10 protein-coding genes and 1 pseudogene are annotated in these 13,478 nt (G+C 59.6%); 9 read left to right on the top strand and 2 right to left on the bottom strand.

What is annotated here, in order from left to right; genetic code table 11:
• Positions 1–254: 254 nt before the first annotated feature.
• Positions 255–1,389, bottom strand: a pseudogene (locus DC522_RS30055) (IS256 family transposase).
• 239 nt (positions 1,390–1,628) lie between these two features.
• Between DC522_RS30055 and DC522_RS30050 the strand changes: the two are divergent.
• Entirely contained in the window at positions 1,629–2,402 is a 774-nt protein-coding gene (locus DC522_RS30050) for a hypothetical protein (protein WP_133239412.1), read from the top strand.
• A 40-nt stretch (positions 2,403–2,442) separates the two neighbouring features.
• Here DC522_RS30050 and DC522_RS30045 read toward each other — a convergent pair whose 3' ends face one another.
• Positions 2,443–3,561, bottom strand: coding sequence for an NADH:flavin oxidoreductase/NADH oxidase (locus tag DC522_RS30045; RefSeq protein ID WP_205769846.1), 1,119 nt, complete (start codon positions 3,559–3,561; stop codon positions 2,443–2,445).
• Positions 3,562–3,830: 269 nt separating this feature from the next.
• Between DC522_RS30045 and DC522_RS30040 the strand changes: the two genes are divergently transcribed.
• The 8 genes from DC522_RS30040 to DC522_RS30005 all read left to right on the top strand — a co-directional run bounded on the left by DC522_RS30040 (position 3,831) and on the right by DC522_RS30005 (position 12,986).
• Positions 3,831–4,763, top strand: coding sequence for a LysR family transcriptional regulator (locus tag DC522_RS30040; RefSeq protein ID WP_245444690.1), 933 nt, complete (start codon positions 3,831–3,833; stop codon positions 4,761–4,763).
• A 233-nt stretch (positions 4,764–4,996) separates the two neighbouring features.
• Positions 4,997–6,046, top strand: a complete 1,050-nt coding sequence (locus DC522_RS30035) for a TRAP transporter substrate-binding protein (protein WP_116532158.1) — start codon at positions 4,997–4,999, stop codon at positions 6,044–6,046.
• A 111-nt stretch (positions 6,047–6,157) separates the two neighbouring features.
• Positions 6,158–6,769 carry a TRAP transporter small permease subunit gene (locus tag DC522_RS30030; RefSeq protein WP_116532157.1) on the top strand — a complete coding sequence of 204 codons (612 nt, stop codon included), beginning with the start codon at positions 6,158–6,160 and terminating at the stop codon, positions 6,767–6,769.
• A gap of 6 nt (positions 6,770–6,775) precedes the next feature.
• Positions 6,776–8,059 (top strand): TRAP transporter large permease, encoded by a 1,284-nt coding sequence (locus DC522_RS30025; protein ID WP_116532156.1) that lies wholly within the window; start codon positions 6,776–6,778, stop codon positions 8,057–8,059.
• A 47-nt stretch (positions 8,060–8,106) separates the two neighbouring features.
• Positions 8,107–8,790 (top strand): DUF2848 domain-containing protein, encoded by a 684-nt coding sequence (locus DC522_RS30020; protein WP_116532155.1) that lies wholly within the window; start codon positions 8,107–8,109, stop codon positions 8,788–8,790.
• Between the two features lie 40 nt (positions 8,791–8,830).
• Positions 8,831–10,186, top strand: coding sequence for an amidase (locus DC522_RS30015; RefSeq protein WP_116532154.1), 1,356 nt, complete (start codon positions 8,831–8,833; stop codon positions 10,184–10,186).
• A gap of 27 nt (positions 10,187–10,213) precedes the next feature.
• Entirely contained in the window at positions 10,214–11,008 is a 795-nt protein-coding gene (locus tag DC522_RS30010; protein ID WP_116532153.1) for a putative hydro-lyase, read from the top strand.
• 1,294 nt (positions 11,009–12,302) lie between these two features.
• On the top strand, positions 12,303–12,986 hold the full coding sequence (locus DC522_RS30005) for an HAD family phosphatase (RefSeq protein ID WP_116532152.1): 684 nt from the start codon (positions 12,303–12,305) through the stop codon (positions 12,984–12,986).
• Positions 12,987–13,478 lie beyond the last annotated feature (492 nt).

Here is a 13,478-nt window from a genome sequence, read left to right as displayed (position 1 = left end):
CCATGCGCCTGCGATGTCCAATCTGTCGGGCCCGCTTCACCCTTGGCTCAATGATGGGAGTGCCAAAGTAGTGCTAGTGCGCCAAGCAGATAAAGAGATCTGTATCAGGACGTAACGTGAGCAGGTGCATCTTTGACTCCTGCCCTGTGACATTGTTAAAGCCACAATGATTGGAGCTGGCTTCCTGATACTTTGCTTCTGGTTGGCGATTGTGTGCGTCAAGTTCTGCAAAGCGGGGCGGCCACGCAGGCTGGCTAAGCGGCTTCGCGGAGTTGATCCTTCTTGTGCTCCTTCAGGTCGTCCATGTTGAGGTAGCGATGCGCCTCGAGCCAGTTCTCGTGCGTCTCCACCGCCAGGGCCCGCACCAGCCGACAGCATGACGCCGCATTGGGGAAGATCCGCACCACGTAAGTGCGCCTCCTGATCTCCTCATTGAGGCGTTCGAGCATGTTGGTGCTCTTGAGGTGCTTGTGGTGCTGGCGCGGCAGCCGGTAGAAGGTGAGCGTCTCCTCGATCGTCTCCTCGGCCCAGGCCACCAGGCGCGGATAGCGCCCCTCCCATTTGGCAATCCAGGCGGCCAGATCCCGCCGGGCCTCCTCGACCGAGCGCCGGTCGTAGAGCCAGCGCAGCTCCTGCAGGCAGTCGTCATCGGCCTTGCGCGGCAGATGATCGAGGGCATTCCGCAGGAAGTGCACATAGCAGCGCTGATAGGCTGCCTCGCCCAGCACTTCGCGGATCGCTGCCCGCAGGCCGGCATGATCGTCCGCCACCCCCAGCTCCACGCCTGAGAGGCCGCGCTCGCGCAGGCCCAGCAGAAAGCTCCGCCACGCGGACTGGCTTTCCCGATTGGCCATCTCGACGCCGAGGATCTGGCGCCGCCCGTCCCAGTCGATGCCCACCGCGATCAGCACGGCCTGCGAGGTGACGATGCCGCCCTCGCGCACCTTTTCGGAGCGGGCTCCAGGATCAGGTACGGGAACGGCTCCTCGAGCCGGCGTGAGGCGAACTGGGCCAGGCTCTCGTCAAGGCGCTGGTTGATGGCCGAGATCGCCGAGGCCGAGAAGCTGTGGCCGCACAGCTCCTCGGTGATGGCCTTGACCTTGCGGGTGGACACACCCTGGACGTCCATCTCGGCCAGGGTGGCGACGAGCGCCTGCTCGGAGCGCTGATAGCGCTCGAACAGCTCGGTCGAGAAGCGGCCGTCCCGGTCCTGCGGCACCCGAGGCGGGCTGGGGTGCGCTCGCCCTTCTCGGCCTGGAGCGCATCGGTCATCTCGGCCTCGAGCATCTCCTGCATGACCGCACGGACGATCTCGCGCAGCCCATCTGGGCTGTGGTTCAGAAGGTCCTTGATGGCGGCAGCGGCCGGTTTATCCTTGATGGTGGTCATGGTGGGGCTCCTCTCGGAGGGCGTGACGTTGAACATCACCATCCTGCCATGACCGCCCCGCTCAGGCGATTTGCAGAACCTTCACCACACTACTTGGTTGGCATGATCATGTCAGTTGGAGAAGGACGGAGAAGCCTGACTGTCTCATGGCCCCTAGCGCTCGGACGGCGTGGGGCTCTCTAGGCAAGCTATTTTGAAGGTCGGTGATTTTGGACTTTTTATTCTGGGCGCTGCTCATCATGAAGATGCTGACTAGCGCGGCGATTGTGGTCGCAGCCTCTCTGGTGGTGGAGCGGAGCGGTCCTTTCCTGGGCGCTATGATTGTGACCTTGCCCATTTCGGCGGGGCCGGCCTATGCGTTTCTGGCGGTTGATCATGGCTCCGATTTCATCGCAGCCAGCGCCCTGGTCGGCCTGCCCGTCTCCGCAGCGACGGTCGTCTACATGGTTGTCTATGCTGCAGCCGCCCAACGGTTTGGCGTTTTGGCGAGTGTCGGCTCTGCCTTGAGTATCTGGGCCATTTCCATAGCGATCATTCTCAAAGCGCAATGGTCTCTTGGTGGTGCGCTTGCGCTGAACATGGCGGTGTATGCTCTCGCTATCCCGCTCGCGCGAAGGTTTTCCGCTGCCGGTGTACGGGTTGCCTCAAAGAAGCGCGCATGGGACGTTCCGTTCCGTGCCGCCTTGGTTATGAGTGTCGTCGGCGTGACGCTCGTCGCGGGTAGGGTGTTCGGTCCCTCAATTGCTGCCGCGGCAGCTTTGGCTCCAGTGGTCCTGATCAGCATGGCTCTGATTTTGCAGCCTCGTATAGGCGGTGCAGCGGCGGCATCCGTGGTGGCCAATGGAGTGCCCGGGATGCTCGGTTTCGTAGGCGCGCTGAGCCTGCTGCATCTGTGGGCGATGCGCTTGGGTGCCGTCGTGGCGCTGATCCTGGCCTTGGCCGTGAGCATCGGGTGGAACGCTTCATTGATTGCGCTACGGCGCTGGCGCTTAAGGAACCGAGCCGGGATCTGATCATTCCGGCTTTCGCGTCATCGGGCTACCGGAAAGCCCTTCATCGCTGTCCGTATCTGGTGTTCTTAAAGAGGTCCTTCTGCTCGCGGGGCTGCGAGCGCCAGTATTGCTTGGGTGCATTTACCTGGGCACCGAGCCTAGCGGCAGCATGCCAGGGCCAGCGTGGATTGTACAACATAGCGCGTCCGAGGGAGACCATGTCTGCTTCCTCACTACCAATGATGGTTTCTGCTTGCTCAGGTTCGGTGATCAGCCCAACGGCAATTGTTGGCAAACCGGTTTCAGCCTTTACTCGCTTCGCATAAGGTACCTGATAGCCTGGTTCGAGCTTGATTGCCTGTGCTGGAGAAACTCCTCCGGTGGACACGTGGATGGCAGCGCAACCTCGGTTCTGAAGAGCCTTTGCAAAGGCGATTGTTCCCTCGATATCCCAGCCACTGGGAACCCAATCAGTGGCGGAAACCCGTACCCAGACCGGCCGATTTGCGGGAAAAGCGTCACGAACAGCATCGAAAATCTCAAGTGGGAAGCGCATCCGGTTTTCGAGGCTGCCGCCGTATTCGTCCTCGCGCTCGTTCGCGATCGGCGAAAGGAACTGGTGGAGCAGATAGCCGTGAGCTCCATGGATCTCGATGGCATCGAAGCCAAGTCTTGCTGCCCGGCGTGCGGCATTCACGAAATCGTCACGGACGCGCTTGAGCCCATCTCTGTCGAGAGCGAGAGGTACACTTTCGCCCTCAGCATGTGGTAGAGCCGACGGCGCCTCTGTCTCCCAACCCAACGGCTCGTTGGGACGGATTTGGGTGCCGCCCTCCCATGGAGCTCGGCTTGAAGCCTTTCGACCGGCATGGGCAAGCTGAAGAGCGAGCGGAATGGCGGAGTGCAACCTGATCGCCTTCAGCAGACGTGTGAAAGCCTCCTCTGTTTCATTGGAATAGAGACCGAGATCGTACGGCGAAATCCTGCCCTGCGGCGAGACTGCCGTGGCTTCGAGAATCAGCAGACCTGCGCCCGATAGGGCAAGATGCCCGAGGTGGATCAAGTGCCAGTCGTTGGGGACGCCTCCTTCTGCGGAGTACTGGCACATAGGCGCGATGGCGATCCTGTTGTCCAGGTGAAGATCACCGATCTGCATTGGCTCGAAAAGACGGCTCACAATTCACTCCTTTGGGCGGTGATGGCGAAAGTGTCGGAATAGCTCGAGTGGACTAAGCGTTCTGGGGCTTTCAAAGGGGAAGCAGCAGCCCATCCAAGATCCGCAAGAGCTGAAGCGGTGTGGCAGGGCGACAGGATTCTGCTCCTGAGCCATAAGGCTGTTTTGTTCAATTGAGAACAAGGCTCCTGTGCTGCGTTGCCGGACGCTGCACGGACTGCATCGCGAACCGCAGTCACTCCGGGTATGGTGATCGCGACAGAAGCTGCCTGAGATTGCTGAACAAACCTCTGATGATCGACTTTAGAAACATTGAAACATTCTTTTGGGCTGCTGCACTCGGTAGCCTAAGGGCGGCGTCTGAAAAACTCGGGACGACGCAGCCTGCCGTATCACAGCGTATTGCTTCGTTGGAAGCCGCACTCGGGGTACGCCTGTTCGAGCGGGACGTGCGAGGCGTGACGCTTACGGCAAAAGGACAGGAAATGCTCTCGCATGCTGAGCGCATGATGCAAGCGCGGCGCGATATGCTGAAAGCTGCCCAGGATCAGAACGTGATGAGCGGCACAATTCGGATCGGCGTCGCGGAAACGATTGTGCAGACTTGGCTGTCCAAGTTCATCGAGGAAGTGCACAGCGCATATCCGGCGCTTGTCTTGGAGATTGAGGTCGACAGTACGCATGTGCTTCGCTCTCACCTGATGTCCCGGCAAATCGATATCGCGTTCCTGATGGGCCCTGTTCTTGAGGAGCGGGTCGAGAACCTTCCGCTGTGCACTTATTCGCTCTCGTGGGTCGCCAGTCCGAAACTGCAACTGAGGAACTCGAGGGTAACGCTAGAACATATTGCAAGCCGACCCATCATCACTCATCCGTCCAACAGCAGTCCTTACCGAGTAGTGCGTGATATGCTCATGCGTGCTGGCGTGAAGACGCCACGGATGTACGGTAGTGCCTCGGTTTCGATGATTGTGCGCATGGCGTTAGATGGTATTGGAACCGCCGTGATCACGCCGGTGTTCCTTGAGCGGGAGCTTGCTTCTGGCGAACTGCAGATCCTTGATGTGGAGAGTGATCCACTTCCAGATCTCAGCTTTACCGCGAGTTGGATCGATGGACTTGAAAGTCGCCCCATGCGCTCACTTGCCGAACTCGCCCGGGATGTTGCTGTCCGCACTGAGGGCAGGGCACCCAAGGGATATAAATAACGCTTATACCCCCCATCAAAACATACGAATAGACAAGCTAAAGGTTCCTAGGATGCAATGTGACCAGGCTGAGGAACGACAGCTAGGTAGCGTACGCAAGGCGCACTTTGACGACATGGATCTTTTAGTGATCGCCTGGGAGATCCTGAAAGCCGGAAACGGACGTACGCGCTTCGACCCGACCTGAATGTGTCTTCGCTCAGCTTCAAGACTAGACCAGAGGATGACACATCATGAAAAGAATCGTTTATGCCGTCGGAGCCGCTGCCCTGCTGAGCCTGTCTGGTGCGGCTCTGGCTCAGGATCTGCCGAAAACCAAACTCCAAATTGTCGGAGGCCTCAGCAATCTCACCGCTTACAATGACTTCGAGAAGCCGTTCTGGACAAAGACAATTCCCGAGCGCTCGAACGGACAAGTCACTGCGGAGATCAAAGGCTTCAATGAGATGGGCCTCAAGGGGCCTGAGATTCTCCGCCTGATGTCACAGGGTGTCATCCAGTTCGGTACAGCGACTCTTTCCTACTTCGCCAGCGACAACCCGATCAATGAAGCGATCGATCTGGCTGGCCTTGCGCCCGACGTGAAGACGGCGCGCGCGGTGACTGAGGCCTTCGAGCCGGTTTACGGCAAGTTCTACGGTGAAGGTTCTCGGGTAAAGCTTCTAGGAATATCAACTTATCCGGCGCAGGTTTTGTTCTGCAATGCTGAGGTGAATGGCCTCGCCGATCTGAAAGGCAAGAAGGTTCGCACAAGCAGCCGTACCCAAGCCGAGTTCGTAGAAGCTTTCGGCGGCGCGAGCGTGACGATGGCGTTCGGCGAAGTGGTTCCCGCCCTGCAGAACAAGGTCGTTGATTGTGCCATCACTGGCTCGCTCTCTGGCTATTCTGCCAAGTGGTATGAAGTCTCGACCCACCTCTACGCGCTCCCGATCAACTGGAACCAGCAGATCCACGCCGTCAATCAGGCCGCTTGGGACAAGCTCGATCCGAAGGTTCAGGAGTTCATCCAAACCAACATCAAGACTCTGATGGACGACATCTGGAAGGCTGCCGACGAGCAGACCCAACAGGGTTATGACTGCAACACGGGCGCCGCAGCCTGCACTCTGCCCGTGAAGGGAAAGATGAAGCTGGTCCAGCCGACCGATGCTGATCGTGCGCTTCTGAAGAAGGTTCTCCAGGAATCCATTTTGCCGAAGTGGGCGGCGCGCTGCTCGGCCGATTGTGTGAAGAGCTTCAACGACACGATCGGTAAGACGCTGAGCGTCACAGCCTCCAAATAATCTAATGCGACGCGTCGGACCGGTTGCAAGACCGACGCGTCGTTTCGTGCCTTTTGGCCGATCATCCTCTGATCCAATGCGGCGCGCTCATGCGCCGACAAAGGTATTCTCATGGCGCAGATCATACGCCCTTCCTTTCTTGGCGGCTTGAGCCGCGCAGCTGAGCATTTGTCACGCTGGGCCGTATGGTTCGGCGGTGCTCTCACGATCGGCAGCGTGCTGCTGATCTCCTTTGACGTTCTCGCCCGTAAATTCTTTGGCTTCACTACCGGCGGCGCCGATGAGCTGTCGAGCTATGCGTTCGCGATCAGCACTTCATGGGCATTCGCCTTTGCGACCCTCCAACGGGCGAATGTGCGCGTCGACGTGCTTTATCAGTATCTGCCTGTTCGCCTGTCGGCCGTGCTGGATTGGCTCTCCCTCGTGGCGCTCGGCATTTTCATGATGATGCTGACCTATTATGCCTATGACGTTGCCGCCGCGTCTTGGATACAGAACTCCGCTGCTAACACACCCCTCGCAACCCCCCTCTATATTCCGCAGGGTCTCTGGCTGTTGGGGCTGATCTGGATGTGCCTGGTGCTGGCTCTCATGCTGGTGCGGGCGTCTGTTGCGCTCGTCACGGGTAGGATTGACGACGTTAAAGCCATTGCGGGCGTTCGCTCGACTCAAGAAGAAGCCGAAGAAGAAGCCGCCGCGGGCGAGCGCATGGTTAAGGGGTAAGGCGATATGGTTGCCACTGCACTCATCCTTCTCCTCGTTCTGATCGGACTGAGCATTCCTGTCGGCGCTGCTCTCGGCGTGCTCGGGTTAGTCCTGGATCCACTGTATTCCATGCTGCCCCTGACACGCGCCGTTGGCGAGTTGGCATGGAGCACGAACAATGAATTCTTGATGGTGGCGGTGCCTCTCTTCATTCTGTTGGGAGAGATTCTGCTGCGGGCCGGATTCGCTGAGCGAATGTACAGTGCCATGAGCCTCTGGCTCTCATGGCTGCCTGGCGGCCTAATGCATGCGAATATCGGCGCCTCGACCTTGTTCTCGGCAACATCTGGATCGAGCGTCGCTACCGCAGCCACCGTCGGCACCGTCGCGATCCCGCAGATCAAGCGGTATGGCTACAATGAGCCGCTCTTTCTCGGCAGTCTCGCAGCGGGCGGTACGCTCGGCATCCTCATTCCGCCGTCGATCAATCTCGTGATCTACGGCGTTCTCACCAACTCTTCCGTTCCTAGGCTCTATCTCGCGGGCATCATCCCTGGCTTTATGCTAGCTGGTCTGTTCATGCTGGTGATTGTGGTCGGCTGTATCGCAAAGCCATCTTGGGGCGGTCACAAAATTCATGCCACCTGGGGCGAGCGTTTCAAGAGCCTGGTCCATCTTGCACCACCTCTTGGAATCTTCTTTCTCGTCGTGGGCTCGATCTATGCCGGTCTTGCCACGCCGACGGAAGCTGCGGCTCTCGGCGTGACAGGCGCCTTTATCCTCGCAGCATGGTTCCGCCGGTTGACCTGGACAATGCTGCGCGAGTCCATCGAAGGCACGATGAAGGCTACCGCGATGATCATGCTGATCGTGATCGGCGCGGCCTTCCTGAACTTCATCATGTCGGCCACAGGTCTCACAGACGCAATCACCAGCTCGATCACGGGTCTCGGAGTTTCGCCCGGATGGATGCTATTGATCATCATCATCTTTTACCTGGTGCTCGGCTGCTTCATGGAGACGCTCTCCATGATGATCACCACCATCCCGATCGTTGCGCCGATCATGATCGCTCTCGGTTACGATCCGATCTGGCTCGGCATCGTGATCATCGTCCTGGTCGAGGCAGCTCTGATTACACCACCCGTGGGGCTCAATCTCTTCGTCGTGCAAAGCCTTCGCAAGAGCGGGTCAATGGGTGCCGTCATTACAGGTTCGCTGCCCTTCGTCCTGGCAATGTTCATTCTGCTCGCTCTGCTGGCGTTCTTCCCAGGCCTCGCACTCTGGCTTCCGAGCGTCTTCAGTTAAGTGCTCACACTCAACCGAACCTTTTCAACCTGTTGTGGATTTTCACCATGAAACTTTCCTTCAAAGCAGAAACCCTGTCCGGTTCGCGCAGGATCGACGTCGAAATCTCTTCGCTTGTCGTTGCGGGGTGGGCTGGGCGTGACCAGCATGCCATCGAGCATCACATCGAGGAGCTGTTCGCCATTGGCGTCCCGCGGCCGAGTTCCGTACCGCTTTATTACCGTGTCGCGGAAAACCAGCTGACCCAGGCTTCACGTATCCAGGTTGTGGGCGACCAGTCCTCGGGAGAGGTGGAAACCTTCGTTTTCCGGGCTGACGGTGAGCTCTATGTCAGCATCGCCTCCGACCACACAGACCGTAAGCTCGAGACGCACAGCGTCGCCCTGTCGAAGCAGGTCTGCGCAAAGCCGGTTGCTGCCGAGGCATGGCGTTATGCTGACGTCGCCGAATACTGGGACGAACTCGTCATCCGCTCGTACATTCAGGAGAATGGCGAACGGGTGCTCTACCAGGAGGGCACCCTCGCCTCGCTCCGGCCGCCACTTGAGCTGATCTCCGGGTTCGTTGGCGAGGCCACGCTTCCCGAGGGCGTGGGCATGATCTGCGGAACGGTTGGGGCCAAGGGTGGCATTCGGCCCGCGGCTTCATTCACGATGGAACTGTTCGATCCGCGTCGCGGACGCACCTTGAGTCATAGCTATGACATCGAGGTACTGCCGGAGGTCGCTTGATCCGGCTTTCGGCGCGGCCAGATACGATGGTGGGTGAGACATGATTTCGACGGTAAAAGAACAGCAGCTGGCGCTCACAGAGGGCCGCACGACATCACTCGCTCTGACGGAGGAGGCGCTTACACGCGCATCGGATCCCGCCGGGGAGGGCACGCGCGTCTTCACGCGGCTCTATCGCGAAGCGGCCCGTGCCGCCGCTCAGGCTTCCGATATCCTGCGCCAGGCCGGACTGGTCCGCTCGTCGATCGACGGCCTGCCGATTTCGATCAAGGATCTGTTCGATGTCGCCGGCGAAGTCACTATGGCGGGATCCGTCGCTCGGGAGGGGGAACGCCCTGCTGCGGAAGACGCGACGGTGATCAAGCGCCTGCGCGCCGCAGGCGCCGTCATCGTCGGCCGCACCAACATGACCGAGTTCGCCTATTCGGGGCTCGGTCTCAATCCGCACTATGATGTTCCGCGTAATCCCTGGGATCGCAAGACCGGGCGTATTCCAGGAGGCTCGTCATCGGGCGCGGCGGTGTCGGTGACCGACGGAATGGCCGTCGCGGGGATCGGGTCCGATACGGGTGGCTCGGTCCGCATTCCCGCAGCGCTTTGCGGCCTGGTGGGGTTCAAGCCAACGGCCGCGCGAGTGCCCCTGACCGGAGTTCTGCCGCTCTCATTCAGCCTCGACTCGATCGGCGCCATTGCCCCATCCGTCGCATGCTGCGCGACTCTCGATGCAATCCTGGCTGGCGACGAGGAGGCCCTTCCGCAGCCGGCCGACCTCGGCAGACTCCGGTTCGCGGTTCCCACGACCCTGGCGCTCGATGGGATGGACAAGGACGTCGCACAGGCCTTCGAGGTGACGCTCTCGAGCCTTTCGGCGGCGGGCGCAAGGATTGACGAGATCGCCGTCCCGGAATTCGCCGGCCTTGCGTCCCTCAACGCCAATGGCGGCTTCACGGCATCCGAAGCCTGGACGTGGCACCGGGACCTGATCGAACGGGCGGGCGACCGCTACGATCCGCGGGTCGTCTCACGCATCCGGCGGGGCAAGGACATTTCCGCCGCCGACTACCTCGACCTGCTCGCTGCGCGCAAAGCCTGGAGGGCCGGCGTGGAGGCGCGGATCGAAGGCTACGACGCGTTAGTTCTCCCGACCGTTCCGATCGTCGCGCCTGCCATTGCGAAGCTCGAGGCGAGTGACGATGCCTACTTTGCCGCCAACGGCCTGATCCTGCGCAATCCCACTTTCATCAACTTTCTCGACGGAGCCGCCCTGTCCGTTCCGTGCCACACACCCGGAGAGGCTCCGGTGGGATTGATGATCGCAGGACCTGCCGGCGCTGACCGCAGGATTCTTGCTATCGGCATGGCAGTGGAAGCGCTGCACTCGCAAAAGCAGGCGTAAAACGCTCGCTGGCAGAAGGACTGGATAATGTCTGTAACGATCGACACTGATGCCGCCTACCAAGTCCGCTTGGATGCACGGGCAGGGATCCTGACCGGCCCGACCGCGAACCTCGCTCCGGGGCATGTTCAGGCCAATCTCGCCATCCTGCCGGAGGACCTGGCGCACGACTTCCTGCGCTTCTGCCAGCGCAACCCCAAGCCGTGCCCGCTCATTGCGGTATCTGAAACGGGCGATCCCTCACTTCCCGATTTGGGGTGGGATATTGATATTCGTACTGACGTGCCTCGCTATCGGGTATGGCGGAACGGCGAGTTAGTGGCGGAGCCCATCGACATTCGGGACCTGTGGAGCGACAAGCTGGTCGCATTCCTGATCGGCTGCTCGTTCTCCTTCGAAGAGGCCATGCTGGCCGATGGCTTGCCGGTGCGCCATATCGAGCAGGGTTGCAACGTCCCTATGTATCGGACGAATGTGCCTACTGTTGCAACGGGGCCTTTTTCAGGACCTCTCGTCGTATCCATGCGCCCACTGAGGGCAGCCGATGCCATCCGCGCAGTGCAGGTTACATCGCGCTTCCCCTCAGTTCATGGCGCTCCGGTGCACCTGGGGGATCCTTCGCTGATTGGCATCGCCGATATCAACAAGCCAGATTATGGCGACGCAGTTGAGATCCGCGAGGGTGAAATCCCGGTCTTCTGGGCCTGCGGGGTCACACCTCAATCTGTCATCGCGAACATCCGACCCGAATTCTGCATCACTCACGCGCCGGGGCATATGCTCGTGACCGATCTCCTGAATTCTTCGATTTCGGTGATCTGACATAGGCGCAGGAGTGCTAGAGCATTTTTCGGCGAAGTGGATCCGGTTCGCCGTTCAAAAATGCGGCTGAGCAAAGAAGGGAGCCGATTCCACGCAAGTGGAAGCGGCTCTAAAGTGTTGATCTAACGATGATCCTCACCCCGCCGCGCTTCGGCTCTGCGCTGGGCATGCCGTCAAAGCGGTGAGCATCCAAACGAGAAGCGCTCTGGCAATAAAGGGAATGTTCGGCCTAGGGCTATGAGCCAAGTCTTAGAGCATCGTGCGGAACCGAAGGTCCGCGTCAGCGAAAAGTGGATCCGGTTTTCCGCACTCAACGATGCTCTCATTGTAGGAGAAAGCATCGGATGGGTCCCAAAAGTGCAAATCCTCTTTTCACGTCCGATGCTGTAGTCCTGCGCAATCCGTAAGCGAGAAGCAAAGGGAGCCGGAAACTACCTGTAGAGCCGGGGTCAAGGCCCTAGCCGACAGGTGGAGTGGCAGCCTCATTCGGCCTCCGGCCGCAGCCCCGACCTCTTCTCCGGCAAATCCGCATTGGTCTGGAGCCTATAGCCGACCCCAGTCTCCGTCAGGATGTGCCGGGGCTGGTCAGGCAGCTCCTCCAGCTTCTAGGCGAAGAATGAAGCGGAAGATCAAGCGGCGTCTTAGATTGAAGGCGCACTGGGTCGCGGAGTATATCGACGGGAAGCGAAGTGCTGATCCTGTGACAGAAGCCTGTATCTTCCGCTCCGGTCGTCGCACCAAGTCATGCTTGAGCCTAGAGCATCGGACCCAAAAGTGGACTTGCACTTTTGGGATCCATCCGATGCTCCCTTTCTTGAATAGCGCATCGTTGATGGCGGAAAACCGGGTCCACTTTTCCGCACGATGCGCTAGAGCCGCTTCCATTGGCATGGAATCAGCTCTCTTCTTTGCTGGGTTCTGGTTTGGCCCTGCTCCCGAATTTGCATCGACTCGCCCGTAAGTTCGAAGCCCGTCAACCGATCCACAACGAACATCCGGATCGGGCGAAAAGCGGACCTCGACACGGCCACGCTGAAAAGCCGATTCCAACCCCTTTGAAGACTTTCGCCTGACCTGAGGACGCATTTGAGAACAGTCGCTGAGATATCGTCACCCCAAGCAAGCGCTATTTCAGGACATCACATCCAGCCCATCCTATTGATAGCCCGTTCCCTCGGCTCTTGCCCGAGCCGAGGGAACGGGGAGGCTCGCTTGCGCTTGAGGCAGTAGCATGGATGATGTTGCCGCTGGTGCAAATGATCGCGGCTAACGATCCGACGGAGGAACTGGTCCAATGACGAACGAACGCAGAAATCAAGTTGGGCAAGGAAACCATCCGTTCCGCGCTGTGCTGTGGGACATCGATGGCACCCTGCTGCTGAGCGAATCCATGCACTTTCGAGCCCTTCGCCATGCCGTGGCGACGGAAGGAGTGGAGATTCCCGACGAGTTTCATCATGAGATCGTCGGCCGGGCCGCCAAGGTCGTCTACGAGAAATGCCGGCAGACCTTTGGCCTGTCCATGAGCTTCGACCAATGGCGCCGGCTGAAATACAGCTACTACACGGCCCATGCGGCGGAGATCGCGGTGAGGCCCGGCGCACTGGAGGCCTGGCGGATGTTCGAGCGGTTGGGCCTCCGTCAGGCTCTCGTCTCGAACTCCGACCGGATCGTGGTGAACGCCAACATCCGGGTGCTGGGACTGGAAGAGCCCGGCTTCGTCTCGGTGTCGATCAACGACGTGGTGCGCGGCAAGCCCGATCCTGAACCCTATGAGCGGGCAGCGATGCTGCTGGGAGTCAGGACGCATCAGTGTCTCGCGATTGAGGATAGCCCAACCGGAGCGCAGGCTGCCCTTGCGGCGGGGGCCCACACCATCGCCTGGCCGGAGGATCGAACGCTGGAGTTCCCGCCAACCATCCGGCCCGCTGCAGAACTTGAGCCGGCCATCAGGCAGCTTCTCCAAAGCGCTGCCTGAGAGGAGGCTGACACCTGGCCTCAGAAGATGAGGGGGGCGACTGCGGATAGGGGCAGCAGGGTTCGCTGGCTTCCCAGAAAGATTCATACCCCGTGACGAGCTCCCCGACCTTAAAATGCTTAAGGTTCCCGTCATGGTGTGGCCGCGATCAATTTACCAACGGTCTTACACTCAAGGCTGATTTCCTGTCACTCGGTGCGTGATTTCGAGGCGACTGTCACGGCCAGCGCATTTCCTACGTTTTTGTTTCCATCAGCACTTGACACCACACTGGTCTTGTTGTTGCCTGTTGTCTGACGTCTGGCGGAAATGCACGCTCGGACCGACTGGAAGAACATCCCGGCTTGAGGAGGTTACGCCTTTGCTGAGCACATCCATCAGAGCTTCAACTCCGGCAACCTCGGCGTTTCCCGAAGAGGCCGCCGTGCAGATGATCGACGTACACAAGTGGTATGGCGAGTTTCACGTGCTGCGCGACATCAACCTGAGCGT

This window comes from Microvirga sp. KLBC 81 (assembly GCF_003075415.1).
Taxonomy (GTDB): domain Bacteria; phylum Pseudomonadota; class Alphaproteobacteria; order Rhizobiales; family Beijerinckiaceae; genus Microvirga.
Note: the sequence above shows the minus strand (reverse complement) of the source record. Positions and strands in the feature narration are given on the sequence as shown.